At 59.8% G+C, this 26,438-nt stretch carries 24 protein-coding genes; 10 read left to right on the forward strand and 14 right to left on the reverse strand.

The window, feature by feature from the left end; translation table 11 throughout:
- Positions 1-282: 282 nt before the first annotated feature.
- From acs to argR, 7 genes are all read left to right on the forward strand, one after another.
- Positions 283-2,238 carry an acetate--CoA ligase gene (gene acs, locus CUR33_RS15405; protein WP_289240217.1) on the forward strand — a complete coding sequence of 652 codons (1,956 nt, stop codon included), beginning with the start codon at positions 283-285 and terminating at the stop codon, positions 2,236-2,238.
- Between the two features lie 527 nt (positions 2,239-2,765).
- Positions 2,766-3,545 (forward strand): ABC transporter substrate-binding protein, encoded by a 780-nt coding sequence (locus CUR33_RS15410; RefSeq protein ID WP_090253532.1) that lies wholly within the window; start codon positions 2,766-2,768, stop codon positions 3,543-3,545.
- A gap of 117 nt (positions 3,546-3,662) precedes the next feature.
- Positions 3,663-4,352, forward strand: coding sequence for an ABC transporter permease (locus tag CUR33_RS15415; protein ID WP_170048877.1), 690 nt, complete (start codon positions 3,663-3,665; stop codon positions 4,350-4,352).
- Positions 4,353-4,367: 15 nt separating this feature from the next.
- A complete protein-coding gene (locus CUR33_RS15420; RefSeq protein WP_090253536.1) occupies positions 4,368-5,066 on the forward strand; it encodes an ABC transporter permease in 699 nt (232 codons plus the stop codon).
- Positions 5,067-5,076: 10 nt separating this feature from the next.
- Positions 5,077-6,189, forward strand: a complete 1,113-nt coding sequence (locus tag CUR33_RS15425) for a succinylglutamate desuccinylase/aspartoacylase family protein (protein WP_160087082.1) — start codon at positions 5,077-5,079, stop codon at positions 6,187-6,189.
- An 18-nt stretch (positions 6,190-6,207) separates the two neighbouring features.
- Complete coding sequence (locus tag CUR33_RS15430; protein WP_160087080.1) at positions 6,208-6,972, forward strand: ABC transporter ATP-binding protein; 765 nt, start codon at positions 6,208-6,210, stop codon at positions 6,970-6,972.
- A gap of 68 nt (positions 6,973-7,040) precedes the next feature.
- The gene (gene argR / locus CUR33_RS15435; protein ID WP_289240218.1) at positions 7,041-8,021 is read left to right on the forward strand and encodes a transcriptional regulator ArgR; all 981 of its coding nucleotides are present in this window, start codon (positions 7,041-7,043) and stop codon (positions 8,019-8,021) included.
- Positions 8,022-8,077: 56 nt separating this feature from the next.
- On the opposite strand, the gene CUR33_RS15440 is transcribed toward argR, so the two are convergent.
- From CUR33_RS15440 to gcl, 7 genes are all read right to left on the reverse strand, one after another.
- Positions 8,078-8,905 (reverse strand): ion transporter, encoded by an 828-nt coding sequence (locus CUR33_RS15440; RefSeq protein ID WP_289240219.1) that lies wholly within the window; start codon positions 8,903-8,905, stop codon positions 8,078-8,080.
- 56 nt (positions 8,906-8,961) lie between these two features.
- Positions 8,962-9,915, reverse strand: coding sequence for an urea transporter (locus CUR33_RS15445; RefSeq protein ID WP_289240220.1), 954 nt, complete (start codon positions 9,913-9,915; stop codon positions 8,962-8,964).
- A gap of 142 nt (positions 9,916-10,057) precedes the next feature.
- Positions 10,058-11,473, reverse strand: coding sequence for a pyruvate kinase (pyk, locus tag CUR33_RS15450; protein WP_289240221.1), 1,416 nt, complete (start codon positions 11,471-11,473; stop codon positions 10,058-10,060).
- A complete protein-coding gene (locus CUR33_RS15455; protein ID WP_289240222.1) occupies positions 11,470-12,756 on the reverse strand; it encodes a glycerate kinase type-2 family protein in 1,287 nt (428 codons plus the stop codon). Before CUR33_RS15455 ends, pyk begins: the two co-directional genes overlap by 4 nt.
- Before the next feature lie 167 nt (positions 12,757-12,923).
- Entirely contained in the window at positions 12,924-13,814 is an 891-nt protein-coding gene (locus tag CUR33_RS15460; RefSeq protein WP_289240223.1) for a 2-hydroxy-3-oxopropionate reductase, read from the reverse strand.
- Positions 13,815-13,831: 17 nt separating this feature from the next.
- Positions 13,832-14,614 (reverse strand): hydroxypyruvate isomerase, encoded by a 783-nt coding sequence (gene hyi / locus CUR33_RS15465; protein ID WP_289240224.1) that lies wholly within the window; start codon positions 14,612-14,614, stop codon positions 13,832-13,834.
- Between the two features lie 61 nt (positions 14,615-14,675).
- The gene (gcl, locus tag CUR33_RS15470; RefSeq protein ID WP_289240225.1) at positions 14,676-16,451 is read right to left on the reverse strand and encodes a glyoxylate carboligase; all 1,776 of its coding nucleotides are present in this window, start codon (positions 16,449-16,451) and stop codon (positions 14,676-14,678) included.
- A 338-nt stretch (positions 16,452-16,789) separates the two neighbouring features.
- Here gcl and CUR33_RS15475 point away from each other — a divergent pair, with 338 nt between their 5' ends.
- Positions 16,790-17,230 (forward strand): GlcG/HbpS family heme-binding protein, encoded by a 441-nt coding sequence (locus CUR33_RS15475; RefSeq protein WP_170048885.1) that lies wholly within the window; start codon positions 16,790-16,792, stop codon positions 17,228-17,230.
- A gap of 117 nt (positions 17,231-17,347) precedes the next feature.
- Here CUR33_RS15475 and CUR33_RS15480 read toward each other — a convergent pair whose 3' ends face one another.
- A complete protein-coding gene (locus tag CUR33_RS15480) occupies positions 17,348-17,992 on the reverse strand; it encodes a TetR/AcrR family transcriptional regulator (RefSeq protein WP_289240226.1) in 645 nt (214 codons plus the stop codon).
- Between the two features lie 215 nt (positions 17,993-18,207).
- On the opposite strand from CUR33_RS15480, the gene moaA reads away from it, so the two are divergent.
- Together moaA and CUR33_RS15490 are read left to right on the forward strand one after the other, a co-directional pair.
- Positions 18,208-19,200 (forward strand): GTP 3',8-cyclase MoaA, encoded by a 993-nt coding sequence (gene moaA / locus CUR33_RS15485; protein ID WP_448703169.1) that lies wholly within the window; start codon positions 18,208-18,210, stop codon positions 19,198-19,200.
- Positions 19,201-19,271: 71 nt separating this feature from the next.
- Entirely contained in the window at positions 19,272-20,093 is an 822-nt protein-coding gene (locus CUR33_RS15490) for a substrate-binding periplasmic protein (RefSeq protein ID WP_289240228.1), read from the forward strand.
- 153 nt (positions 20,094-20,246) lie between these two features.
- Here the strand turns inward: CUR33_RS15490 and CUR33_RS15495 are convergent, their stop codons facing one another.
- The 6 genes from CUR33_RS15495 to puuE form a co-directional block, all read right to left on the reverse strand.
- A complete protein-coding gene (locus tag CUR33_RS15495; RefSeq protein ID WP_289240229.1) occupies positions 20,247-21,119 on the reverse strand; it encodes an outer membrane protein OmpK in 873 nt (290 codons plus the stop codon).
- A gap of 608 nt (positions 21,120-21,727) precedes the next feature.
- The gene (locus CUR33_RS15500; protein ID WP_289240230.1) at positions 21,728-23,035 is read right to left on the reverse strand and encodes a urate hydroxylase PuuD; all 1,308 of its coding nucleotides are present in this window, start codon (positions 23,033-23,035) and stop codon (positions 21,728-21,730) included.
- A gap of 48 nt (positions 23,036-23,083) precedes the next feature.
- Positions 23,084-23,587, reverse strand: coding sequence for an ureidoglycolate lyase (locus CUR33_RS15505; protein ID WP_170049913.1), 504 nt, complete (start codon positions 23,585-23,587; stop codon positions 23,084-23,086).
- A 59-nt stretch (positions 23,588-23,646) separates the two neighbouring features.
- On the reverse strand, positions 23,647-24,642 hold the full coding sequence (gene alc / locus CUR33_RS15510; protein WP_160087052.1) for an allantoicase: 996 nt from the start codon (positions 24,640-24,642) through the stop codon (positions 23,647-23,649).
- A gap of 49 nt (positions 24,643-24,691) precedes the next feature.
- Complete coding sequence (gene uraD / locus CUR33_RS15515; protein WP_289240231.1) at positions 24,692-25,207, reverse strand: 2-oxo-4-hydroxy-4-carboxy-5-ureidoimidazoline decarboxylase; 516 nt, start codon at positions 25,205-25,207, stop codon at positions 24,692-24,694.
- A complete protein-coding gene (gene puuE, locus CUR33_RS15520; RefSeq protein WP_090253573.1) occupies positions 25,204-26,145 on the reverse strand; it encodes an allantoinase PuuE in 942 nt (313 codons plus the stop codon). Before puuE ends, uraD begins: the two co-directional genes overlap by 4 nt.
- Positions 26,146-26,438: the final 293 nt, after the last annotated feature.

Genomic DNA, 26,438 nt, shown 5'->3' on the forward strand with positions numbered 1-26,438 from the left:
CAGATGACCGCCTTTTTTTATGTTCAGCACATCCATGTGCTTCTCCCCCGACGGGGCTTGCGCGCAAAAACGCTCCTGGCGTTTTTGTGGCGTGCCATCCCTGGCCGCCATCCTGTGGGCCGTCGCTCCGCGACGTTAAAAATTGCTCCCGGCAATTTTTTGCCTGGAAAACGTCTGCAACCATGGTCGTAGAGCGTTAAGACCATGGTCGAATGGCTCAAAGGTGGGGTCCTGGCTACAAAATGGCCCATAGAACTACAACTACCCACCGAGGTGTTTCTGATGAGTGCTGCGTCCTTGTATCCCGTGCGCCCTGAGGTGGTGGCCCAGTCGCTGACTGATGAAGCCACCTATAAAGCCATGTACCAGCAGTCGGTGATCAACCCTGACGGTTTCTGGCGTGAGCAGGCCCAGCGCCTGGACTGGATCAAGCCGTTCACCAAGGTCAAGCAGACCTCTTTCGACGATCACCACGTCGATATCAAGTGGTTTGCCGATGGCACCCTTAACGTTTCCTACAACTGCCTGGACCGTCACCTGGAAGAACGTGGCGATCAGGTGGCGATCATCTGGGAAGGCGATGATCCGTCCGAGCACGAGGAAATCACCTACCGTCAGCTGCACGAACAGGTGTGTAAGTTCGCCAACGCCCTGCGCGGCCAGGACGTGCACCGCGGTGACGTAGTGACTATTTATATGCCGATGATTCCGCAGGCGGTGATGGCGATGCTGGCCTGTACCCGTATCGGCGCGATCCACTCGGTGGTGTTCGGCGGTTTCTCCCCGGAAGCACTGGCCGGCCGCATCATCGACTGCCAATCCAAGGTGGTGATTACCGCCGATGAAGGCCTGCGCGGCGGCAAGAAAACTCCGCTTAAAGCCAACGTCGACGACGCGCTGACTAACCCGGAAACCAGCAGTGTGCAGAAGGTCATCGTGTGCAAGCGCACCGGTAGCCCGATCAAGTGGAACCAGCACCGTGACATCTGGTACGAAGACCTGATGGCCGTGGCGTCCAGCCATTGTGCGCCGAAGGAAATGGGCGCCGAGGAAGCGCTGTTTATCCTCTACACCTCCGGCTCCACCGGTAAGCCGAAAGGCGTGCAGCACACCACGGGCGGCTACCTGGTGTATGCCGCGCTGACCCATGAGCGGGTGTTCGACTACAAACCGGGCGACATCTACTGGTGCACCGCTGACGTGGGCTGGGTCACCGGCCACAGCTATATCGTCTACGGCCCGCTGGCCAATGGCGCGACCACGCTGCTGTTCGAAGGCATCCCGAACTATCCGGACATTACCCGGGTGTCGAAGATCATCGACAAGCATAAGGTCAATATCCTCTACACCGCACCGACAGCGATCCGCGCGATGATGGCCCAGGGTGAAGCGGCGGTTGCCGGTGCCGATGGCTCCAGCCTACGTCTGCTGGGGTCGGTCGGCGAGCCGATCAACCCGGAAGCCTGGAACTGGTACTACAAGACTGTCGGCAAAGAGCGTTGCCCGATTGTCGATACCTGGTGGCAGACCGAAACCGGCGGCATCCTGATCAGCCCGTTGCCGGGTGCTACTGCACTTAAGCCGGGCTCAGCGACCCGTCCGTTCTTCGGCGTGCAGCCGGCGCTGGTGGATAACCTCGGCAACCTCGTCGAGGGCGCTGCCGAAGGCAACCTGGTGATCATCGATTCCTGGCCGGGCCAGGCACGTACCCTGTACGGCGACCACGACCGTTTCGTCGACACCTACTTCAAGACCTTCAAGGGCATGTACTTCACCGGCGACGGTGCGCGCCGTGACGAGGACGGTTACTACTGGATTACCGGCCGTGTCGACGACGTGTTGAACGTGTCCGGCCACCGTATGGGCACCGCCGAAATCGAAAGCGCCATGGTGGCTCACCCGAAAGTCGCTGAGGCCGCCGTGGTTGGCGTGCCGCATGACATCAAAGGGCAGGGCATCTATGTCTACGTCACCTTGAATGGTGGCGAGCAGCCGTCCGAACAATTGCGCCAGGAGTTGAAAAACTGGGTGCGCAAGGAAATCGGCCCGATTGCCTCACCGGACGTGATTCAGTGGGCCCCAGGCCTGCCGAAAACCCGCTCGGGCAAGATCATGCGCCGTATCCTGCGCAAGATCGCAACCGCCGAATACGATGCGCTCGGCGATATCTCCACGCTGGCCGATCCTGGCGTGGTGCAGCACCTTATCGACACTCACCGCGAGATGCAGGCTGCCTGACTTCGGTTGCAACGCCTGTAAACAACGCCCTGTTTCGGCCACAAGCCGGGCAGGGCGTTGTACTTTGTGCGGCATTATCGATTTTCATCTGGGTATTTCGTTGTCACTCGGGTGTAACAACGCGCACTTTTATGGGGTGTGCGGGAACGTTTTGCGCCAAGATGGCGCGTCGTTCGCTGCGGCTGTAGAAATAAAAACTGCCACCAGGCCAGGTAAATAAAGGCCTTGTTAAAACTGGGCGCGTTAATTGCTTTAATCAATGGTTAACTGTCTTTTCTGTCTCTGCATAAATTTCAGGGGCTGTCAATATCCTCGCTATACCCGTCCTGGCCTTTTGTAATTACTTGTCGCATTGAAGAAATATCGACTTCCGAGCTGTCGCTAGAATGCCGCTCACCCGGCTGGGGCCGTCCGGCGCCTGCGTAGCGCGCAGCTTGGCGGTGACTCACTACAATTCATGCAAGGCTGGATGCACACCCGAACAATCTCTGCCAACCGATGCCATTCCCATTCGAAGGAGTCACACAATGAAGAAGATTGCACTTCTCGGCGCTCTGGCGCTGTCCATGCTGTCGCCGTTGACCATGGCTGAAGACGCCAAGCCTCTGCGTATCGGTATCGAAGCGGCTTACCCGCCGTTCGCCTTCAAAACGGCTGATGGTGCCATTAGCGGTTTCGACTACGACATCGGCATCGCTCTGTGCGAAGAGATGAAAGTGGAATGCAAATGGATCGAGCAGGAGTTCGACGGCCTGATCCCAGCCCTGAAAGTACGCAAGTTCGACGCCGTACTCTCTTCGATGAGCATCACCGAAGATCGCCTGAAATCGGTTGATTTCAGCGGCAAGTACTACCAGACCCCAGGCAAGTTGGCGATGAAGGCCGGCACCGTGATCAACGACCCGCTGGTGGATCTGAAAGGCAAAAAAGTCGGCGTACAGCGCGCCTCCACCTACGATCGCTACGCCACCGATATCTTCGCACCTGCCGGTGTCGAAATCGTGCGTTACAGCTCGCAGAACGAAGCCTTCCTCGACCTGACCTCCGGTCGTTTGGACGCCACCTTTGCTGACGTCGTCAACATCGACGATGGCTTTATCAAGACTGACGCCGGTAAAGGCTTCGCCCTGGTAGGCCCAGACTTCGCCGACGAGAAATACATCGGCATGGGCGCTGGTATTGCCGTGCGCAAAGGCGACAAGGCCCTGGCTGACAAAATCAGCGCTGCCATCCTGGCCATCCGTGCCAACGGCAAGTACAAGGAAGTGCAGGACAAGTACTTCGACTTCAACGTCTACGGCGACTGATTTTCCTGACCGAGTCGTCTTCACTCAAAGTGGCGCAAGCCCGCAGCCTGTAGGCCTGCGCTACTTTCTTGTTGTGCTTCCTGGCGCCGCCTGGCGCTTGCATGAGGTAACCAGAGCATGCTCAACGGCTACGGCTCGACAATTCTCGAAGGTGCATGGCTCACCCTGATTCTGGCGCTGACTTCGATGGCCGTGGCCATTGTCTTGGGGCTGCTGGGCGCGGCGTTTCGCCTGTCGCCGATCAAGTGGCTGGCGCTGCTGGGCGAAACCTACGCCACGGTGATCCGCGGGATTCCCGATCTGGTGCTGATCCTGCTGATCTTCTATGGCGGTCAGGACATGGTTAACCGTTTGGCACCGATGCTCGGCTACGACGATTACATCGATATCAACCCCTTTATTGCTGGCGTGTTCACCATGGGTTTTATCTTTGGTGCTTACCTGTCGGAGACTTTCCGCGGCGCCTTTATGGCCATCCCCAAAGGGCAGGCTGAAGCAGGCGCGGCGTATGGCATGAATGGCATGCAGGTGTTCTTCCGCATCCTGGTGCCGCAGATGATTCGCTTCGCCATTCCTGGGTTTACCAACAACTGGCTGGTGTTGACCAAGGCTACCGCGCTGATTTCCGTGGTGGGTCTGCAGGACATGATGTTCAAGGCGAAAAGTGCCGCCGATGCGACCCGCGAGCCCTTCACCTTCTACTTGGCCGTAGCGGCCCTGTACCTGGTGCTGACCAGCGTGTCGCTGCTGGCTTTGCGTTACCTGGAAAAACGTTACTCGGTCGGCATTAAAGCCGCTGATCTGTAAGCGGGGAGCGCAGCGATGATTTTTGACTACACCGTAATCTGGGAAAACCTGCCGCTGTACATCAGCGGAGTGGGCGTCACCCTGAAAATTCTGCTGATTTCCCTGGCGTGCGGCTTGGCCCTGGCCATTCCTTTGGGCTTGATGCGCGTCTCCAAGTCGCCTCTGGTCAACTTTCCAGCTTGGCTGTACACCTACGTGATTCGCGGTACACCCATGCTGGTGCAGCTGTTTCTCATCTATTACGGCCTGGCGCAGTTCGAGGCCGTCCGTGAGAGCGTGTTGTGGCCGTACTTTTCCAGCGCCACCTTCTGCGCCTGCCTGGCGTTTGCTATCAACACCAGTGCCTACAGTGCGGAGATTCTCGCTGGCAGCCTGAAAGCCACGCCGCATGGCGAGATTGAAGCCGCCAAGGCCATGGGTATGTCGCGCTTCAAACTGTACCGCCGCATCCTGCTGCCGTCGGCCCTGCGCCGCGCACTGCCGCAGTACAGCAACGAAGTGATCATGATGCTGCACACCACGTCGCTGGCCTCGATCGTTACCCTGATCGACATCACCGGCGCTGCACGTACCGTCAGCTCGCAGTATTACCTGCCGTTCGAGGCGTTTATCACTGCCGGTCTGTTCTACCTGTGCCTGACCTTTATCCTCGTACGCCTGTTCAAGCTGGCCGAACGCCGCTGGCTGGCTTACCTGGCCCCGCGTAAGGCCTGAGGAAGAGAGCATGCAGCGTATCGATCATCCACTGCCCTGGGGCTGCCCCGGCACCGAACGCCACGTGAGCGTATTCCGTTTCGGTCAGGGTCCGTGCAAGGCCTACATTCAGGCCTCGCTGCATGCTGACGAACTGCCTGGGATGCGCGTGGCGGTGGAACTCAAGCGCCGCTTGCGTCAGCTGGAAGCCCAGGGGCGGCTGACTGGGGTGATCGAGCTGGTGCCGGTGGCCAACCCGATTGGTTTGGGGCAAATGTTCCAGGCGACCCATCAAGGCCGTTTTGAAATGGCCAGCGGGAAGAACTTCAACCGCGACTTTTTTGGCTTGGCTGCTGCTATCGCGCCAGCGCTGGAAGGCTGCCTAGGCAGTGATGGCCCGAGCAATGTGCGGCTGATTCGCGCCGCCATGCAAGCTGCGTTGGAAGCTTTGCCACCCGCCGGATCAGAACTGCAAGGCATGCAGCGATTGTTGCTAAAACATGCCTGCGATGCCGATGTGGTGCTTGATCTGCATTGTGATTTTGATGCAGCAGTGCACCTGTACCTGCTGCCGCAGCAGTGGCCGCAACTGCGCTCGCTGGCTGCACGCCTGCAGGCCGGGGCGGCGCTGACCGTCGAGGATTCCGGCGGCAGTTCATTCGATGAAGCCTGCGCTTTGCCTTGGGTTCACTTAGCCCGGCATTTCCCCCAGGCCGCTGTGCCGCTGGCCTGTCTAGCAGTAACCGTTGAGCTGGGTGGCATGGCCGATACTGGCAAACCAGAAGCCGAAGCCAGCGCCGAAAGCATTTTGGCGTTCCTTGCCGAGCAGGGCCTGATTGCCGGTGACTGGCCGCCCGCACCTGCTGAAAGCTGCGATGCCACGCCATTTGATGGTGCGCAATACGCCTATGCCCCACATGCTGGGGTGGTGAGTTTTCTGCAACCGGTGGGCGCGTGGGTTAAGGCCGGCGACCCATTGTTTGAAGTGATCGATCCGCTGGACGATCGCCACACAACTGTCTGTGCCGTTACAGATGGTGTGCTCTATGCGCGCGAGCGGTTGCGTTTTGCTCAGCCCGGTTTGTGGCTGGCTAAAGTGGCCGGTCGTACCCCTATTCGCCAGGGTCGCTTGCTCAGCGACTGATTCAAGAGAGTGGAAACCATGTACAAACTTGAAGTTCAGGATCTGCACAAGCGCTACGGCAGCCACGAAGTATTGAAGGGCGTGTCACTGGCGGCCAAGGCCGGCGATGTGATCAGCATCATCGGCTCCAGCGGCTCGGGCAAGAGTACCTTCCTGCGTTGCATCAACCTGCTGGAACAGCCCCACGGCGGCAAGATTCTGCTCAACAACGAAGAGCTGAAACTGGTGGCCAACAAGGACGGTGGCCTGAAAGCTGCCGATCCCAAGCAGCTGCAGCGCATGCGCTCGCGCCTGTCCATGGTGTTTCAGCACTTCAATCTGTGGTCGCATATGAGCGCCCTGGAAAACGTCATGGAAGCGCCGGTGCACGTACTCGGCATGAGCAAGAAGGAAGCCCTGGAAAAGGCCGAGCACTACCTGAACAAAGTTGGCGTGGCTCATCGTAAAGATGCCTATCCGGCGCACATGAGCGGCGGCGAGCAGCAGCGTGTAGCGATTGCCCGCGCCCTGGCCATGGAACCTGAGGTGATGCTGTTTGATGAGCCGACCTCGGCGCTGGACCCGGAACTGGTGGGTGAAGTGCTGAAAGTCATGCAGGACCTGGCCCAGGAAGGTCGCACCATGGTCGTGGTGACCCACGAAATGGGCTTTGCCCGTGAAGTCTCCAACCAGTTGGTGTTCCTCCACAAAGGTGTGGTGGAAGAGCGCGGCTGCCCGAGAGAAGTGTTGGCCAATCCGCAATCCGAGCGCTTGCAGCAGTTCCTCTCTGGCAGTCTCAAATAACCCGCGGCAACATCTGCACGCACCCACGCTATGCCCATAATCGCCAACAGAGCCTAAACTGCCCCCCCATGAATGCGCACCGAATTGGCTTCCTGCTTTGGCCCACCACCAAGCCCCTGACCCTGGCTTTGGCGGAAGAAGCGCTGCGCGTTGCCCAGCGCGTCCACCCCGAGGTGGTCTATGAGCTGGTGTTCTTGCAGGCCGAAGCGCCGCTTGAAGGCGCGTGGCGGCTACCGGGGGAATCCTGGGTGGGCAAGCTGGAAGGTTGCCAGAAGCTTTTTCTGCTGGCCGATGAACCACCAGGACCGATGCCCGTAGCGCTTTCCGGCGCGCTCAAGCAGCTGGTGCGCGGCGGTTGCGTGATCGGCGCGATTGCCGCGGGGGTTTATCCGTTGGCGCAACTGGGCCTGCTCGATGGCTACCGTGCTTCGGTGCACTGGCGCTGGCAGGATGATTTCACTGAACGCTTCCCCAAGGTCATCGCCACCAGCCATTTGTTCGACTGGGACCGTGATCGCTTGACCGCCTGTGGCGGTTTGGCCGTGCTGGATCTGCTGCTGGCCTTGCTCGCCCGTGACCACGGTGCCGAATTGGCCGGTGCGGTATCCGAGGAGTTGGTAGTCGAGCGTATCCGCGAAGGCGGCGAACGTCAGCGGATTCCGCTGCAGAACCGTCTGGGCTCCAGCCACCCCAAGCTGACTCAGGCCGTGTTGCTGATGGAAGCCAATATCGAAGAGCCGCTGACCACCGACGAAATTGCCCAGCATGTCTGCGTATCGCGCCGCCAGCTGGAACGGATCTTCAAGCAGTACCTCAATCGCGTTCCCAGCCAGTACTACCTGGAGCTGCGTCTAAACAAGGCCCGCCAGTTGCTGATGCAGACCAGCAAATCGATCATCCAGATCGGCCTGTCCTGCGGCTTTTCTTCCGGCCCGCATTTCTCCAGCGCCTACCGCAACTTCTTCGGCGCCACCCCGCGCGAAGACCGCAACCAGCGCCGCAGCAACAGCCCCTTTGAGCTGACTTCTACGCCAATCGAACGTGGCTGAGTTAACTGAGAACGCATAAAAAACCGCAGCTCGCTGCGGTTTTTTATTGGCCGAGATTACTCAGGTTTGTCGACCTGCCGCGGAAACAGCGGGTTGCCGCAGCGGGTGCAGAAGGCGGCGCCGTGTTCGTGGGTGTTTTTCGCGCAGCTTGGGCAGTCGTGAATCAGTTCGTCGCCGCCGCGCATGGCGTTAGCCAGTTCGGCGGTGAAGATGCCGGTGGGCACGGCGATGATCGAGTAACCGGTGATCATCACCAGGGTCGACAGCGCCTGGCCCAGCGGGGTTTTCGGCACGATATCGCCGAAGCCGACGGTAGTCAGCGTAACCACCGCCCAGTAAATGCCCTTGGGAATGCTGGTAAAGCCGTGCGCGGGCCCTTCGATCACGTACATCAGGGTGCCGAACACCGTAACCATGGTGGCGATGCAGGCGAAGAACACGATGATCTTCTGCTTGCTGCCGCGCAGCGCGGTGAGCAGGAAGTTGGCTTGACGTAGATACGGGCTGAGCTTGAGCACGCGGAACACCCGCAGCATGCGGATCACCCGGATGATCAGCAGGTACTGCGCGTCGGCGTAGAACAGAGCGAGGATGCCCGGCAGAATTGCCAGCAGGTCAATCAGGCCGAAGAAGCTGAAAGCGTAGCGCAGCGGTTTTGGCGAGCAGTACAGGCGCACCACGTATTCGATGGCGAACAGTGCGGTAAAGCCCCATTCAATACCTGCCAGCAGTGGCGAGTACTGGCTGTGCACGCTGTCGATGCTGTCGAGCATCACCACCACCAGACTGGCCATGATGGTCAGCAGCAGGTAACGGTCGAATCGCTGCCCGGCTGGGGTGTCGGTGTGGAAGATGATGCTGTACAGCTTTTGCCGCGTGTCCATGGTGTTCTGGCTGCTCCGTTTGCGGTGCTCGCTGATAACGCGAACAGACAGGCAGCCTAGGGAGTTTTATCCCGCTGATGCAAGCCTTTGCCCTTATTAGGCGGCAGTGGTGTGCAGTCGGCCGCAGCTTTGTGCAGCAGACGCTGGGTGGCACTTACCAGCCAGCAGGTGAGGATAAATGGCATGGTCAGGGCTGGCAGACCCAGTGCGCTGAAGCCGGGTTGCAGCACCAGCGCCAGAGCGATGCCAAGGGCCGGTAACCAAGGGCGGCGATGCACCTGGCTGAGGGCGATGGCGGCCAGCGCTGCGTTATAGCCATACAGACCGGTCAGCGCACTGTGCTGCGGTAAGCCCTGATACAGCGCTAGAGCCAGGCCACCAGTGGAACCGAGCAGCGCCCAGCTGGCAGCGCGGCGATCCGCCAGCAACAGGCCGATTAGCAGAAAAACGCCGGCCAACGGCTGATCGAGAAAAATCACCTGCCCCAACCCGCGTGCCATGGCGATCAGACTGGCCCACCAGTCGAGTGGTTGCGCCGGGCTTGCTACGGCCGGCTGCAACTCCAGCTGCAGGACCGGAGCCAGCCACAACAGCAGCCAGCTCAAGCCGACAAAGGGGAAGGTGAAGGCTGGTAGCCACTGACGCTCGCGCATGCGCTGCATCCATGCGGCCAGCAGCAGGCTGGAAGCTCCGGAGCTGACGATGATCAGCAGCGGTAGCAAGGCCGACCAGCTGAATTGCAGGCTGATCAGCATGCCCAGCAGAACCCCGTTGTAGCCATACAAGCCGAGATCGATATCGGCTTTGGCATAACCGCGACGTTGCGCCGTCAGCGTGCTACAGAGGCCACCGAGCAGGGCGCCGCCGAGTAGCTGTGGCGCGCCGATGGCAATCGCCAACAGCACCAACAGGCCGCAGCCAGGATGGGCTTGCAGAAATACCTGGCTAAAACCGTTAAGCAGCGCGCGAAAGCCCCGCAAGGCATGGGTGGGGAGCGGTAATGGCGACATACAGACGAACCTGAATAAACAATCACCGGTGCGTGAATAAAAAGAGGCACGCACTACGGGAGCAGTGAGTGCCTGCAAACTGGCAAAGCCAGCGTGGGAGCGATGTTCTACGGCGGGTCTGGAGACCCGCTGTAGAAATGGATCAGTGGAGGATTTCGATACGCAGGCTGTTGGTGCTGCCCGGTTGGCCAAACGGCTCGCCGGCGGTAATCACCACGGTGTCGCCGGTTTTCGCCAGCCCAGCTGAGCGGGCGGTTTCCAGGGCAGTGCGGGTGACTTCCTCAACCTTGTGCAGGCGCGCGTTGACCACCGAATACACGCCCCAGGCCACGCTCAAACGCCGCGCGGTATCCAGGCTCGGGGTCAGGCTGAGGATCGGCGCTTTCGGCCGTTCGCGCGAGGCGCGCAGGCTGGAGTTGCCCGACTCGGTGTAGTTGACCAGCACGGCCACCGGCAGGATGGTGCTGATGCGGCGGATCGCGCAGCTGATCGCATCCGAGGCGGTGGCTTCGGCCTGCGGGCGGCTGACATCCAGCTGAGCTTGGAAGTCCGGGCCGTTTTCCACCTGGCGAATGATCTTGCTCATCATCTGCACGGCTTCCAGCGGGTAGTCGCCCGAGGCGGTTTCCGCCGACAGCATCACCGCATCGGCGCCTTCGGCCACGGCGTTGGCCACGTCGGTGACCTCGGCGCGGGTCGGCGCAGGGGAGAAGCGCATGGATTCGAGCATCTGCGTGGCCACCACCACCGGCTTACCGAGCTGGCGGCAGGTGCGGATAATGTCGCGCTGGATGCGCGGCACGTTCTCGGCCGGCACTTCCACGCCCAGGTCGCCACGGGCGACCATGATCGCGTCGCACAGCCTGGTGATCTCTTCCAGGTGAATTACCGCAGACGGCTTCTCGATCTTGGCCATCAGAAAGGCGCGATCACCGATCAGCTGACGGGCTTCGATAATGTCTTCCGGACGCTGCACGAACGACAGCGCGACCCAGTCCACACCCAGTTCCAGGCCGAAGCTCAGGTCGCGGCGGTCCTTCTCGGTCAGCGGGCTCAGTTGCAGCACCGCTTCCGGCACGTTGACGCCCTTGCGGTCGGACAGCTCACCACCGGCGATCACTTCGGTGATTACCGCATCGCTGTGCTTGGCGGTGACCTGCAGGCGCAGGCGGCCATCGTCGAGCAACAGGCTCATGCCCGGTTGCAGCGCTTCGATGATTTCCGGGTGGGGCAGGTTGACCCGGTTGACGTCACCTGGGGTGCTGTCGAGGTCCAGGCGCAGGGTCTGGCCGCGTTGCAGATTGACCTTGCCCTCGGCAAAACGGCCGACGCGTAGCTTCGGCCCTTGCAGGTCCATCAGGATGCCGATCGGAGTGTTCAGCTGCTGCTCGACTTCACGCACCCAGTCGAAGCGCTGGGCGTGGTCGGCGTGTTCGCCGTGGCTGAAGTTGAGGCGGAACAGGTTGACCCCGGCCTCCACCAGCTGGCGGATGTCGTCGATGGTTTTGATCGCTGGGCCAAGGGTGGCGAGGATTTTTACTTTCTTGTCGGCGTTCATTTGGCAGGGTTCTCAAGGATCAGAATGGCGCGAAAATCGTTGACGTTGGTACGCGTCGGCCCGGTGACGATCAGTTGATCGAGGGCGGCGAAGTAGCCGTAGCCGTTGTTGTTATCCAGCTCATCGCTGCTGCTCAGGCCCAGGGCGTGGGCGCGGGCATAGCTGTCGGGGGTCATGATGGCCCCGGCGTTATCTTCCGAACCGTCGATGCCGTCGGTATCACCCGCCAGGGCGTAAACCCCGGGCAGGCCCTTTAGGCTGTCGGTGAGGCTGAGGAGAAATTCGGCGTTGCGCCCGCCACGGCCATTGCCACGCACGGTCACGGTGGTTTCACCGCCGGAGAGAATCACGCAGGGTGCCTTGATCGGCTGACCATGCAGACGCACCTGTTTGGCGATGCCGGCATGCACCTTGGCGACTTCCCGCGATTCACCTTCCAGATCACCGAGGATCAGCGTCGGCAAACCAGCGGCGCGCGCCTTGGCAGCAGCGGCATCGAGAGATTGCTGCGGGCGGGCGATCAGCTGGAAGTGGCTGCGCGCCAGGCACGGATCGCCTGGTTTGACGGTTTCAGAGGCCGGGCTCTGCAGCCAGCTACGCACATTGGCCGGGATCTCGATGCTGTAGCGGGCGAGGATCGCCAGGGCTTCAGCCGAGGTGGTCGGGTCGGCCACGGTTGGGCCAGAGGCAATCACAGTGGCTTCATCTCCCGGTACATCGGAAATCGCGTAGGTATAGACGCTGGCCGGCCAGCTGGCCTTGGCCAGGCGACCGCCCTTGATCGCGGAAAGGTGCTTGCGCACGCAGTTCATTTCGCCAATCGAGGCGCCGGACTTGAGCAGAGCTTTGTTGACCGCTTGTTTGTCTTTCAGGCTGATGCCCTCGGCGGGCAGGGCGAGCAGGGACGAGCCGCCGCCGGACAGCAGAAAGATCACCCGATCGGACTCGCTCAGGTTGCTGACCAGCTCCAACACGCGGCGCGCCACGCGCTCGCCGGCGTCATCCGGCACCGGATGGGCGGCTTCGACCACTTCGATTTTTTTGCAGTTGGCGCCGTGCTCGTAACGGGTAACCACCAGGCCGGAGACTTCGCCTTGCCATTCCTGCTCAATCACTTCGGCCATGGCCGCGGCGGCCTTGCCGGCGCCGATGACGATGACGCGACCGCTGCGATCTTCCGGCAGGTAATCAGCCAGAACCTGGCGCGGGTGGGCGGCGTCGATGGCGCTGGCGAACAGCTCGCGCAGCAAGGACGTTGGGTTGAAAGACGGATCGATGGACATGGTGATCTCTCTTGGTCTGGATCAACTTCGATTCTAGTGCGCAGCGTCCGCCATGCAGGCGCTGCGCACTAGAATCGACCCACCCGGCAGGCAGGCCGTGACACCGCCTGCCGGACAGATCGAAAGGGTTGTTTCAGCGCGGCTGACCCCGCCCTGAAACCTGTTACTTACTCACCGCGGATGTTGAAGTTGGCCATGTGTTCCAGGCCTTTGATCAATGCCGAGTGATCCCAGTTGCTGCCACCGATGGCCGCACAGGTGCTGAGCACTTGCTGGGCGTTGGCGGTGTTGGGCAGGTTAAGGCCCAGTTCGCGCGCACCGGCCAGGGCCAGGTTGAGGTCCTTCTGGTGCAGGCTGATACGGAAGCCTGGGTCGAAGGTGCCTTTGATCATGCGCTCACCGTGCACTTCAAGGATCTTCGAGCCAGCGAAACCGCCCATCAGCGCTTCACGCACCTTGGCTGGATCGGCACCGTTCTTCGCGGCGAACAGCAGGGCTTCGGCCACTGCCTGGATGTTCAGGGCGACGATGATCTGGTTGGCGACCTTGGCGGTCTGGCCGTCACCGTTACCACCGACGCGGGTGATGTTCTTGCCCATGGCCTGGAACAGCGGCAGCGCGCGTTCGAAGGCATTCGGGCAACCGCCGATCATGATCGACAGGGTGGCAGCCTTGGCACCGACTTCACCGCCGGATACCGGGGCGTCAAGGTAGGCCGCGCCAGTGGCTTTGATCTTCTCGGCGAACTGCTTGGTGGCAGTAGGGGAGATCGAGCTCATGTCGATCACTACTTTGCCAGCGCCCACGCCTGCGGCAACGCCGTCTTCGCGGAACAGTACGTCTTCAACCTGGGGGGTATCCGGCACCATGACGATGATGAACTCGGCTTCCTGCGCCACTTCACGCGGGTTGGCCAGGCCGATGCCGTTGTCGCCCAGCAGGTCGGCCGGAGCCTTGTCGAAGTGCTCGGAGAAGAACAGGGTGTGCCCGGCTTTTTGCAGGTTCTGCGCCATAGGCTTGCCCATGATGCCGGTGCCGATAAATCCGATTTTTGCCATGAGAAATATCCTCTGATTCAGATTGAGTTGTGCGCTTTCATCCAGCCGAGACCGGCAGCGGTGGTGGTTGCCGGCTTGTATTCACAGCCGATCCAGCCCTGGTAACCGATGCGGTCCAGGTGCTCGAAGAGGAAGCGGTAGTTGATCTCGCCAGTGCCCGGCTCGTTGCGGCCCGGGTTGTCAGCCAGCTGCACATGGTTGATCACAGGCAGGTTGGCCTCGACGGTACGCGCCAGGTCACCTTCCATGATTTGCATGTGGTAGATGTCGTATTGCAGGTACAGGTTGGGGCTTGCGACCTTGTCGCGAATGGTCAGAGCCTGCTGGGTGGTATTCAGGTAGAAGCCCGGAATGTCGCGGGTGTTGATCATTTCCATGACCAGCTTGATGCCCGCAGCTTCGAGCTTACCGGCGGCAAACTTGAGGTTGGCGACAAAGGTCTGCTCGACGGTGGCGCAATCCAGACCTTGCGGGCGGATACCGGCCAGGCAGTTGATCTGCGTGTTGCCCAATACCTTGGCGTAGGCGATGGCCTGGTCGACACCGGCGCGGAACTCTTCAACGCGGTCGGGGTGGCAGGCGATACCACGCTCGCCCTTGGCCCAATCGCCGGCGGGGAGGTTGAACAGCACCTGCTCAAGCTTGTTGGCATCCAGGCGCGCTTTGATTTCTTCGGCGGCAAAATCGTAGGGGAACAGGTATTCAACACCGCTAAAGCCGGCATCGGCGGCAGCGGCGAAACGGTCCATGAAGTCCACTTCGGTGAACAGCATGGACAGGTTGGCGGCAAAACGGGGCATGGTGTGCTCCTTGTCTTGCGCAGCCCGGATAAAGCATCCGGGCTGCTGGTTCAAAGGCGATTTAGTCGAGCAGCGAGATGGCAGTCGGGGCGTCGACGCCGCGTTCGGCCAGTTCTTCGAACTCGTTGACGGCGTTGATTTCGGTACCCATGGAGATGTTGGTGACACGCTCCAGGATAATTTCCACCACCACCGGTACACGGTGCTCGGCCATCAGGCGCTTGGCTTCGGCAAAGGCGTTCTGCAGCTCGTTCGGGTCGAACACGCGGATGGCCTTACAGCCCAGGCCTTCAACCACGGCAACGTGGTCAACGCCATAGCCATTGATTTCCGGCGCGTTGATGTTCTCGAACGCCAGCTGTACGCAGTAGTCGATCTCGAAGCCGCGCTGCGCCTGACGGATCAGACCCAGGTAGGAGTTGTTCACCAGCACGTGGATGTAGGGCAGGTTGAACTGCGCGCCCACCGCCAGTTCTTCGATCATGAACTGGAAGTCGTAGTCGCCAGACAGCGCCACAACCTTGCGGGTCGGGTCGGCCTTGACCACACCCAGCGCTGCCGGAATGGTCCAGCCCAGCGGGCCGGCCTGGCCACAGTTGATCCAGTGACGCGGTTTGTAAACGTGAAGGAACTGCGCGCCGGCGATCTGCGACAGACCAATGGTGGTGACGTAGCAGGTGTCCTTGCCGAACGCCTCGTTCATCTCTTCGTAAACGCGCTGCGGCTTGGCCGGCACGTTGTCGAAGTGGGTCTTGCGCTGCAGGGTGCGCTTACGCTCGCGGCAGCTGTCCAGCCAGGCGCTGCGATCTTTCAGCTTGCCAGCGGCTTTCCACTCGCGGGCCACTTCCAGGAAGGCGTCCAGCGCCGAGCCAGCATCGGAAACGATGCCCAGGTCAGGGTTGAACACACGGCCAATCTGCGTCGGTTCGATGTCGACGTGAATAAACTTGCGGCCTTCGGTGTAGACCTCAACCGAACCGGTGTGGCGGTTGGCCCAGCGGTTACCGATACCGAACACCAGGTCGGAAGCCAGTAGGGTGGCGTTGCCGTAACGGTGTGAGGTTTGCAGACCGACCATGCCGACCATCAGCTTGTGGTCATCCGGGATCACGCCCCAGCCCATCAGGGTCGGTACAACCGGCACGCCGGTCAGTTCGGCGAACTCCACCAGTTTGTCGGCGGCGTCGGCATTGAAGATACCGCCACCGGCAACCAGCAACGGACGCTCGGCATCGTTAAGCATGGCGATGGCTTTTTCTGCCTGCACGCGGTTGGTGGCCGGTTTGGCCAGCGGCAGCGGCTCGTAAGCGTCGATGTCGAATTCGATCTCGGCCATTTGCACGTCGAACGGCAGGTCGATCAGTACCGGTCCAGGACGGCCGCTGCGCATTTCATAGAAGGCTTTCTGGAAGGCGCGCGGCACTTGGCCTGGCTCCATAACGGTAGTCGCCCACTTGGTCACCGGCTTGACGATGCTGGTGATGTCGACGGCCTGGAAGTCTTCCTTGTGCATACGGGCACGCGGGGCTTGACCGGTGATGCACAGAATTGGAATGGAGTCGGCCGATGCCGAGTACAGTCCGGTCACCATGTCGGTGCCAGCTGGGCCGGAGGTGCCGATGCACACGCCGATATTGCCGGCATTGGTGCGGGTGTAACCCTCAGCCATGTGCGAGGCACCTTCGACGTGGCGAGCCAGGACGTGGTCGATACCGCCAACTTTCTTCAGTGCAGCGTACAGGGGGTTGATGGCGGCGCCGGGGATGCCGAACGCAGTGTCAACGCCTTCGCGGCGCATCACCAGTACGGCGGCCTCGATTGCTCTCATTTTGGCCATTGTCTTGTGCCTCGTTTGTTATCAGATTGTATACAAAACAGCTGGCTTGGATTCTATTCATGGCCTGACCTTCCGGTCAACACGTTTTATTGTCGAGGCGCTGTCTGGTAAAAAATCTTTTAAAACAACCGTTTTAGCTGGGGTGCTTGATCTGCTGCGGAAACGCTTGCACATAACTGTATACAAATAGTGTTTGTATTGTATTCGTCTATTGAGTTTTTTGTTTCTGATGGGATAGTGGTGTTGAGCTTTGGATTGCCCGGACGCTGTCAATCGCCCTGCAAGCAGCGCAGCGCCAGGTGTTTCGTAGGATTTATCAGCATCGAGGAAGACCCAACATGAGTACGTTGAATCTACAAATCGCCACCACCATCAGTAACCGCGCCCTGGCGGTCGGCCGGGAAATTTCCGCCGCGCCGCTGACTGTGGCTGTGCTGGATGCTGGCGGGCACCTGATCAGCCTGCAGCGTGAAGACGGCGCGAGCCTGCTGCGTCCGCAAATCGCCATCGGCAAGGCCTGGGGCGCGCTGGCTCTGGGCAAGGGCTCGCGCCTGATCGCCGCCGACGCACAACAGCGCCCGGCGTTTATCGGCGCGGTAAACAACCTGGCAGACGGTCAGCTGGTGCCGGCACCGGGTGGTGTGCTGATTCGTGATGAGCGCGGCGAAGTGATCGGCGCAGTGGGCATCACCGGTGATACGTCGGATATCGATGAGCAGTGCGCCGTGAGTGCGGTGGCATCTGTCGGGCTGAAGCCAGATGCGGGTATCGCCGCCTGATGATGTGCGGCTTTCGCCGCAACTAGAGTCGCAATAAAAAAAACGGTGAATGCTTTGCGGCATTCACCGTTTTTATTTATGGCTGCCTTAAGCCAAGGGCAGGGCGGATAACCAGGCTTATGCGTTGGTGACCTGCTCGGACGGGCTGGGCTGGGTTTCGTCGATCTCGCAGCCCTTGATCACCAAGCGGATGATGGTTTGCGCGGCGGCTTCGTAGTCGGCTTCATCCAGGCTGGCTTTGCCGGTTACGGTGGAAATCTGCCAATCGAAGTCAGCGTAGGTCTGAGTTGCGGCCCAGATGCTGAACAGCAGGTGATGTGGGTCAACCTCGGCCATCAGGCCCTGGTCGATCCAGCCCTGGATGCAGGAAATATTGTGCTTGGCCTGGGCATTCAGCTGCGCGGTCTGGTCGGCGGACAGATGCGGCGCGCCGTGCATGATTTCGCTGGCGAATACCTTGGAGGCAAACGGCAGTTCGCGAGAGATGCGGATTTTCGAGCGGATATAAGCGCGCAGTACGTCGGCCGGTTTGCCTGGCTGATTGAACGGCGCCGAGGCTTCCAGCAGCGGTTCGATGATGCTTTCCAGCACTTCGCGGTAGAGGTTTTCTTTCGACTTGAAGTAGTAGTAGACGTTGGGCTTGGGCACCCCGGCCTTGGCGGCGATGTCGCTGGTTTTGCTGGCAGCAAAGCCTTTGTCGGCGAACTCCTCACTGGCTGCGCGTAAAATCAGCTCTCTGTTACGCTCGCGAATACTGGTCATAAGCCTCTTTGCTTCTGTCGAACGCCCGTCGCTGGGCAGCGCCGGGATGGTAGCATCGGCTTTGAGCGGCGCTCAAGGCTTGCGGCCTGGGCTTCGGCGGGCTATCTGACCTGCAAGTCAGGTTGTTGTATACAAAATTTAATATTTCTGTTTTTATCTCGCTGCATGCATTCATAACAAAAAGTCTCGGCTCGTTGAGCTCCAGGAGACACGTAGTGAACAATCAATTGGTTGACCCCTTCGGTCGGCGCATCACCTATCTACGGTTATCGGTTACCGATCGCTGTGATTTCCGCTGCACCTATTGCATGAGTGAGGACATGGTGTTCGCCCCGCGCGAGCAGATCCTCACCCTCGAAGAGCTCTACGCAGTGGCGGACGCTTTTATCGGCCTCGGGGTCAAGCGCATCCGCATTACCGGTGGCGAGCCGCTGGTACGCAAGAACCTAATCAGCCTGCTGACCCGTCTGGGCCAGCGCCCCGAGCTGGAAGACCTGGCCATCACCACTAATGGCTCACAGCTGGCTGACCTGGCGCCGCAGTTACACGCAGCCGGGGTCAAGCGCCTGAACGTCAGCCTGGATTCGTTGCAGCGCGAGCGTTTTGCTGCCTTTACCCGACGCGACAAGCTCGATCAGGTGCTGGACGGCATCGAGGTGGCGCGCGCGGCAGGTTTTCGCAAGATCAAACTCAATACCGTGGTGCAGAAAGGCCGCAACGATGACGAAGTGCTCGACCTGGTCGAGTTCGCCATGGCGCGGGGTCTGGACATCAGCTTTATCGAAGAAATGCCACTGGGCAGTATTTCCAGCCACCAGCGCGAGCAGACCTTCTGCTCCAGTGACGAGGTGCGTGAGCGCATCGAACAGCGCTATGCCCTGGTGCGTAGCAGCAAGCTGACTGGCGGGCCGTCGCGCTATTGGCAGGTGGTCGGCAGCGACACCCAGGTTGGTTTTATCTCACCGCACAGCCACAACTTCTGTGGCGACTGCAACCGCGTGCGAGTCACCGCCGAGGGCAAGCTGGTGCTTTGTCTGGGCCATGAAAATGCCCTGGACCTGAAAGGCCTGATGCGTGCCCACCCCGGCGACAGCCAGCGCCTGAGTGAAGCCTTGATGCAAGCCTTGCAACTGAAACCCGAACGTCACCACTTCGAGAGCGATGCCCAGGTGCAGGTTATTCGCTTTATGAGCATGACCGGCGGCTAGCCCCTAGCCGCGTCCTCACCGCCTTGGGCGGTTCCATTCGTTCCACTCTCACAATCAACAGGAGGTTTGCTGTGAAGCCCTCGCACGTCTGCAGTTTGTTCGCCGTTATCTGTTCCAGCGCGGTTAGCGCTGAAAGCTATGTGATCGGTGTAGAGAAGCTGGCTTTTGCGCCGCACTACAGCATCGATGCGCAAGGCCAGTACCAGGGCTTTGCCCGTGAGCTATTCGACCTGTTCGCGCAGACCAGCGGAGTGGAGCTGAGTTACAAGGTGCTGCCTGTTGAGCAGCTGTTGCCCGCGCTGCTCAGCGGCCAGGTGGATTTCAAATACCTTGACAGCGAAACCTGGGCGCAGGAGCAGAAGGCCGGCAAGGCCCTGAGCTACAGCCAGGGCGTGGTCGAGTATGTCGATGGTGTGCTGGTGGCGCCGCAGCGCCATGGCCAACCCATGGAGCAGATCAAGCGCCTGGCCATGGTCAACGGCTGGACGCCACGGGGCTATCAGGAACGTATCGATGCCGGGCAGATCGAGCTGACCTACAGCGATGATCTACGCCAGATGATTCGCCAGGCGCTGAAGAAGGACACCGATGGCGCCTATTTCAACGTGGTGGTGGCCACCCATTATCTGGACAACATCCGCGCGCGTCCGGGCGCGCTGATATTCGATGCGCAGTTGCCGCACAGCCGTGGCAGCTTCAAGCTGTCGACGCTCAAGCATGCGGCCTTTATGCAGCGTTTTGACCGCTTCTTGAGCGAGCAGCAGCCTGCAATTGTCGCGCTGAAAAGTAAGTACAAGGTCGAGGCTAATCTGGAGGCTGACCGCATCGGCCTGGAGCAGTGGAAGCTGGATTTTATCGAGCGCAAAAAGCTCAAGGACGCGCAATCGCAGTAATGCGCTGAGATAACAAAAGCCGCTCCAAGTGAGCGGTTTTTTCTGCGCGTAACAAGAGCGAATAGGCGCAATAAAAAAGGGGATGGCATCGTTGCCATCCCCTTTTTGTTGCGGGTTGCCGCCTACCCGGCGATCCGCATCAAGCCCATGGGCTTAGAAGTGATACTTCACCAGCGCTTGTACTGCGGTCTGATCGAAGCCATCGGTGGAACCGTCGATTGGCTTGATGCCGTACTTGTTGTGCCACATGTTCAGTTCTGTGCCGACATACAGTTTGCGACCTTCACCGAACAGCGCCTTGCCCGCATCCCATTTGATCTGGATTGAGGAGCCGACTGATGTCTGGGTGCCGGCATCCTTGGATGGCGCGCGCCAGTCGATGTAGCCGTCGACCACAAAGTCCTGTTCGCCAATAGCAAACGGATAAGCGCCGTTCACAGTCAGCTGGTAGGTGTGGCCGTTGCCCTTGTCCGATGCCTTGAAGTCATGATCGAAGAAGATGTGGTTATTGACCTTCACCGCATACAGGTTGGCATTCAGGTAGGCGAAGCCTGGAGCGTTCCAGGCGGTGCCGATGCCGTACAGGTAGTTCTCGGTGCCAGGGCCGCCGTTGCCCTTTTCATAGGTAAAGGCTGCGTAGACATCCTTCAGCGGGCCTGCGGACAGGTCCTGGCCGGTCAGCCAGCTGAGGCTGACGCGTGGCGAGAATTCCATGTAATAGAAGCTGTTCTTCTCATCGACATCCAGGTTGCCGAAGTTGCTGCCACGGGCCTGGTTGTTGTCGGCGTCGATGTAGTCGAGGAAGAAGAAGGTATCGCCCCAGGTCCAGCCACTGGCGTTTTCCAGGGTGAAGGTGGTTTGCGAGCGCTGTTCTTCACCGTTGTTGTTCAGGCGCTGGAAGTTGCTGCCATAGAGGTAGGAGAGGCTGGTGTCTTGCCAGAGGAAGGCACCCTCGGCGAAGGCGTGCTGGCCGGTAAACAGACCGGCTGAGAGGGCGATGCAATGGGGCAGGTGCTTCAGTTTCATCACGTTTTCCTTATTGTGGACTTACAGGGTTTCTCAGCCCCGTGGCGAACCGCAGGGTCGAACAGGCAAATAGGGTGACGTCTCAACTGGGCCGCTGGGGCGTGTTGAACTCATGCAGGGCGGCGTACAGCGAATTGGGCAGATCGGCCTGGGTTGGCTTTGGCAGCGTGGCTTTCGGGATAAGTTTGATTGCGGCCAGGGGGATAGCGCTGAGCCGTATCCGTGCGCGAACTACCAAAGGGGCGATCCGCTTGTGGCTGACCGCAGACGGAGCTGGGGTGCGTGGAGTGTGAGGGATTGTCATGTCTGAGCCTGCCAGTTGTTCTTATATGGTCATGGGCTTACATGAGGCTTCACGGGCCTCTGTCCTGAATGCGACATAAAGTTGTCCGCGTAGTCAGGTTGATTGACTATAGCAATTTGTTTACATCGTTAAAAACAATTTATTTAAATATTGTGCACAAAAATGCACCGCCAGTCAGATTGCTGGACGTCACGGCAAAACGTGCGTAGGGCGTGTGGCAGGGCGTATTGGCGCGGGGAGGGGCGTGCGGCTGTTGGCCGAAAGACAAATGCCGCACCCTGAGCGGGTACGGCATGCGGGTGGATCAGTTGAGCTGTGCGCCCTGGTCGATCCATGAGCCGATCAAGTCGCGCTCTTCCTGGGTCATCTGGGTGATATTGCCCAGCGGCATGATCTGTGAAGCCACGCTTTGCGCATGAATCTTTGCGGCTTGCGCTTTGATCTGCTCAGGGGTGTCGAGCATGAAGCCGGCCGGTGGCGCGCTGAACATTGGGCTGCTCGGCGTGGCTGAGTGACAGACGCTGCAGCGTTCCTGAATCACGCTGCTGACCTTGGCAAACTCGACAGCTGCTACAGCCGGTGCGGTGGCTGCTGGCTCAGCGGGTGTGCTGGCAGGTTCAGCTGCCTTGGCTACATCCGGATTACCGCTCACGGCAGTGGCCGGAATTTTTGCGTAGGTAATAGCGGCTGCTTTAGGCGCTTCGGTGCTGGCGGCTTTCATACTCGGCCCCGTGACGAACGCCAGGCAGATCATGCCCAGTGCGGCGGCAGGCAGGGTCCAGATGTACTTGCTGCTGTCATGGCGAGTGTTGAAGTAGTGGCGCACCAGTACCGCCAGCATCGCGATGCCCGCCAGGATCAGCCAGTTGTATTGGCTGCCGTAGGTGCTCGGGAAGTGGTTGCTGATCATGATGAACAGCACCGGCAGGGTGAAGTAGTTGTTGTGGCGCGAACGCAGCAGACCTTTGGCCGGCAGGGTCGGGTCTGGCGTGGTGTTGTCTTCGATGGCCTTAACCAGCGCGCGCTGGGCCGGCATGATGGTGAAGAACACGTTGCCGACCATGATGGTGCCGATAATGGCGCCGACATGGATATAGGCAGCGCGGCCACTGAAGATCTGGCTGAAGCCATAGGCTGCAGCGATGATCAGCACGAACAGCACGGCGCCAAGCAGGGCCGGGCGCTTGCCCAGCGGCGAATCGCAGAGGAAGTGATACGCCACATAGCCCGCCACCATCGAACCGAAACCGATGGCAATGGCCATTTCCGGTGCCAGATCAACGCCGGGTTTAACCAGGTACAGGCTCGGGTTGAGGTAGTAGACCACCAGCATCAGGGCCACGCCCGACAGCCAGGTGAAATAAGCTTCCCATTTGAACCAGTGCAGGTTCTCCGGCATTTTCGGCGGAGCCAGTTTGTACTTTTCCAGGTGGTAGATACCGCCACCGTGAATCGCCCAGAGGTCACCAGACAGGCCTTCGCGGGGATTGCTGCGGTTGAGGTTGTTTTCCAGCCAGACGAAATAGAAGGATGCGCCGATCCAGGCGATGCCGGTGATCATATGGATCCAGCGGATACCCAGGTTCAGCCACTCAGTCAAATGCGCTTCCACAATCAGTACCTCTTTCCCGCAGGCCGACACGCCGGCTGCAGGCTTCTCTTATTGGTGGGGGGCGAGGAGCAGTTGCTCGTCGTCGGTAAAGAAATGCTCATCGCAGTTGTTGCCAGAACCACTGCGATCAACCACCAGGAAGTCATCCCGCTTTTCGATCGTCAGCACCGGGTGGTGCCAAACGCCGCGATGGTAATTAATGCCCTGCCTGCCGTTGCTGCGGAAGGCGCGGACCAACTCTGATTCAGGTGCATCGCCAAGTGGCGCGACCACGATCAGAAAGGGGTTGCCGAGCAGCGGAATAAACGCCTGACTGCCCTGCGGATGACGCTCCAGCATGCGAATGGTCAGCGGCATATCCAGGGCCTCGGCACTGAAAATGCTGATGATCGCCTTATCCTCTGGCTGTGCGGTCTCGACCGTGGCCAGTTTGTGATAACGGCGAGTGGAGCCATTGTTGATCATGAAGAATTCGCTGCCTTCGGTTTCGATAACGTCACCAAAGGGGGCGAAGGCTTCTTTGCTTAGCGGCTCGATGATCAATGTGCGCATGTTGGTCTTCTTGTTCGTTCGTTTATGCCCCTCTCCCAATGGGAGAGGGGTTTATTGGCTTACTTGGCGACTTTGCCGAACAGGCGCAGGCGGCTGATACCACCGTCCGGGAACACGTTCACCCGTACGTGGGTGATCGGGCCCAGCGCTTTGATCTGCTCGCTGAACTCATGCTCGGCGTGCATCTGCAGTTTCTGGCTTGGCAGCAGCTCGCGCCAGAACAGGCTCTGGGTTTCGATCTGGCTGTCGGTGCCGCCTTTGACGAAGGCCGCCTGGATCGAGCAGCTGTCCGGGTAATTGCCTTTGAAGTGCAGGGTGTCGACGACGATGCGTTCGATCTCGCCCGGATGGCCGAGGGCGACAATCACCCAGTCGTTACCTGGGGTACGGCGACGTGCAGTTTCCCAGCCGTCGCCCATGTTGATGCCGCGGCCCGGGTTGAGGATGTTGCTCATGCGGCCGAAGTGTTCGTCCGAGCAGGCCAGGGCGCGACCGCCATTCAGTGCAGAAGCCAGGTCAACTTCTTCGTTGTCACCTACGTTCGACCAGTCGCGGAACGGTACGCCGTAGACGCGCAGACGGGCGACGCCGCCGTCCGGATAGATGTTGAAGCGCAGGTGGGTGAAGGCCTGTGCATTGGCAATTTCATGGTAGTGGTGGCTGTTGCCTTGCAGCTCTACTGCGGCCAGCACTTCAGTCCACACGGTGGCGTCGGTCGGGTCGCCTTCAGCGACAAAGCAGCCTTCCAGGGATGCCGACGGCGGGAAGTTACCGGTGAAGAAGCTGGTGTCGATGTCCACACCCTTGATCGAGCCCGGTACGCCCAGGCGGATTACCGCGCTGTCGTAACCTTCGAAGCGCTTGCGGCGCGACTCCCAGCCATCCATCCACTTGCCGTTATCATCGAACACGCCCTCCTTCCATACGGCCGGGGTCGGCTGGAACAGGCGGTTAACGTCGGCGAACCAGTCGTCGGTGACCGAGATGGCCTTGGTGCCCAGGCGTGCGTCGGCGAGGTTGACGTATTTCTCAAAGGGTACGGCGTAAGCTTTCATGAAATGTCTGCCTTAGTGATGGCGTTGGGGAGGGCGGAGGGCTTGCGGCCTACAGCTGCTGCAAGCGGAACAGCGCGATCTTGTTGATCTCGGCCAGGGCGCAGGCGAATTCCTGCTCCGGGGAGTTATGAATCCGCTCCTCGAAGGCCGCCAGGATCTGGTGCCGATTGCTGCCTTTCACCGCCATGATGAAGGGGAAGCCGAACTTGGCCTTGTAGGCATCGTTCAGTTCGGTAAAGTGGGCGAACTCTTCTGCGGTGCATTCATGAATGCCCGCACCAGCCTGCTCCGACGTCGAAGAGGCGGTTAACTCACCACGAACGGCTGCCTTGCCGGCCAGATCCGGGTGAGCATTGATCAGCGCCAGCTGTGCAGCATGGCTGGCACTGAGCAACAGGTCGGCCATGCGCTGATGCAGGCCGTCGATTTCGTTAATGCTGTCGTCCTGGCCTAGGTCAAAAGCCTTTTCGGCGACCCAGGGCGAGTGCTCGTAGATATCAGCGAAGACTTTGACGAAGTCTTCACGGCTCAAACGGGACGGGGTCAGGGTTTGAAAACGGCTCATTTCGAGCTCTCCTTGGATGGCTCTTGCAGCGGATGGGTCGCGTGCCAGTGTTTGGCGATGTCGACGCGGCGGGCGCACCAGACTTTTTCGTGGCTCTGCACGTATTCAAGGAAGCGCGCCAGTGACGCCAGACGCGCCGGACGGCCGAGCAGGCGGCAGTGCATGCCGATCGAGAGCATCTTCGGTGCGCCGGCCACGCCTTCGGCGTAAAGCACATCAAAAGCGTCTTTCAGGTATTCGAAGAAGTCATCGCCCTTGTTGAAGCCCTGCACCTGAGTGAAACGCATGTCGTTGGTGTCCAGCGTGTAAGGGATCACCAGGTGCGGCTTGGCTGCGGTACTGGCCGGATCCCAGTAGGGCAGGTCGTCGTCGTAGGTGTCGCTGTCATACAGAAAGCCACCTTCTTCACGGACCAGACGGCGGGTGTTTGGGCCGAGGCGGCCGGTGTACCAGCCCACCGGGCGTTCGCCGGTCAGTTCGGTGAGGATGCGGATGGCTTCAAGCATATGCTCGCGCTCTTCGGCTTCGCTCATGTTCTGGTAGTCGATCCAGCGGTAACCGTGGCTGCAGATCTCGTGGCCTGCGGCGACCATCGCCTTGATCGCATCCGGATGACGCTGCGCAGCCATGGCCACGGCAAAGATGGTCAGCGGGATGTTGTGTTTCTGGAACAGGTTCAGCAAACGCCAGACGCCGGCACGGCTGCCATACTCGTAGAGCGATTCCATGCACAGGTTGCGCTGGCCTTGCAGCGGCTGCGCGGAAACCATCTCGGAGAGAAATGCCTCGGATTCCTTGTCGCCGTGCAGGATGTTGCGCTCGCCGCCTTCCTCGTAATTAAGAACAAACGACAGGGCGATGCGCGCATCATTGGGCCAGTGCGGATGGGGCGGGTTGTTGGCGTAACCGATCAGGTCGCGTGGGTAGTCAGCGCTCACTGCAGTCTTCCTTCTTGCTGTTTGTGGCGGTCATTGGCAGGCATGAATGCGTTGCACGACCGTGATGGGCTAATTGTATACAAAGTGCTTTGCATCTTGTAAATCTAAAATTCACTTATTTTGCGAAATTTTGCCTTAATGCTGAATCTGTCCAGTGCGTCAGCTGTTGCTGTGCAAAAGCAGTGCTCGCAAGCACTTATGGCTGATTTACTGCCCGATTACGGTGCGCTACGCAGGCTAAATGATCGATGTATTGTGTACAGTTTTTTATAAAACTGTCTTATTTTTGAGTT

The sequence above is a fragment of the Pseudomonas sp. FEMGT703P genome, from assembly GCF_002786345.1.
Lineage (GTDB): Bacteria > Pseudomonadota > Gammaproteobacteria > Pseudomonadales > Pseudomonadaceae > Aquipseudomonas > Aquipseudomonas peli.

What these genes read in the sequence shown, in the direction of transcription:
- acs (WP_289240217.1), top strand. Translation starts at nt 283, where the DNA reads ATGAGTGCTGCGTCCTTGTATCCCGTGCGCCCTGAGGTGGTGGCCCAG.
- CUR33_RS15410 (WP_090253532.1), top strand. Translation starts at nt 2,766, where the DNA reads ATGAAGAAGATTGCACTTCTCGGCGCTCTGGCGCTGTCCATGCTGTCG.
- CUR33_RS15415 (WP_170048877.1), top strand. Translation starts at nt 3,663, where the DNA reads ATGCTCAACGGCTACGGCTCGACAATTCTCGAAGGTGCATGGCTCACC.
- CUR33_RS15420 (WP_090253536.1), top strand. Translation starts at nt 4,368, where the DNA reads ATGATTTTTGACTACACCGTAATCTGGGAAAACCTGCCGCTGTACATC.
- CUR33_RS15425 (WP_160087082.1), top strand. Translation starts at nt 5,077, where the DNA reads ATGCAGCGTATCGATCATCCACTGCCCTGGGGCTGCCCCGGCACCGAA.
- CUR33_RS15430 (WP_160087080.1), top strand. Translation starts at nt 6,208, where the DNA reads ATGTACAAACTTGAAGTTCAGGATCTGCACAAGCGCTACGGCAGCCAC.
- argR (WP_289240218.1), top strand. Translation starts at nt 7,041, where the DNA reads ATGAATGCGCACCGAATTGGCTTCCTGCTTTGGCCCACCACCAAGCCC.
- CUR33_RS15440 (WP_289240219.1), bottom strand. Translation starts at nt 8,905, where the DNA reads ATGGACACGCGGCAAAAGCTGTACAGCATCATCTTCCACACCGACACC.
- CUR33_RS15445 (WP_289240220.1), bottom strand. Translation starts at nt 9,915, where the DNA reads ATGTCGCCATTACCGCTCCCCACCCATGCCTTGCGGGGCTTTCGCGCG.
- pyk (WP_289240221.1), bottom strand. Translation starts at nt 11,473, where the DNA reads ATGAACGCCGACAAGAAAGTAAAAATCCTCGCCACCCTTGGCCCAGCG.
- CUR33_RS15455 (WP_289240222.1), bottom strand. Translation starts at nt 12,756, where the DNA reads ATGTCCATCGATCCGTCTTTCAACCCAACGTCCTTGCTGCGCGAGCTG.
- CUR33_RS15460 (WP_289240223.1), bottom strand. Translation starts at nt 13,814, where the DNA reads ATGGCAAAAATCGGATTTATCGGCACCGGCATCATGGGCAAGCCTATG.
- hyi (WP_289240224.1), bottom strand. Translation starts at nt 14,614, where the DNA reads ATGCCCCGTTTTGCCGCCAACCTGTCCATGCTGTTCACCGAAGTGGAC.
- gcl (WP_289240225.1), bottom strand. Translation starts at nt 16,451, where the DNA reads ATGGCCAAAATGAGAGCAATCGAGGCCGCCGTACTGGTGATGCGCCGC.
- CUR33_RS15475 (WP_170048885.1), top strand. Translation starts at nt 16,790, where the DNA reads ATGAGTACGTTGAATCTACAAATCGCCACCACCATCAGTAACCGCGCC.
- CUR33_RS15480 (WP_289240226.1), bottom strand. Translation starts at nt 17,992, where the DNA reads ATGACCAGTATTCGCGAGCGTAACAGAGAGCTGATTTTACGCGCAGCC.
- CUR33_RS15495 (WP_289240229.1), bottom strand. Translation starts at nt 21,119, where the DNA reads ATGAAACTGAAGCACCTGCCCCATTGCATCGCCCTCTCAGCCGGTCTG.
- CUR33_RS15505 (WP_170049913.1), bottom strand. Translation starts at nt 23,587, where the DNA reads ATGCGCACATTGATCATCGAGCCGCTAAGCAAAGAAGCCTTCGCCCCC.
- alc (WP_160087052.1), bottom strand. Translation starts at nt 24,642, where the DNA reads ATGAAAGCTTACGCCGTACCCTTTGAGAAATACGTCAACCTCGCCGAC.
- uraD (WP_289240231.1), bottom strand. Translation starts at nt 25,207, where the DNA reads ATGAGCCGTTTTCAAACCCTGACCCCGTCCCGTTTGAGCCGTGAAGAC.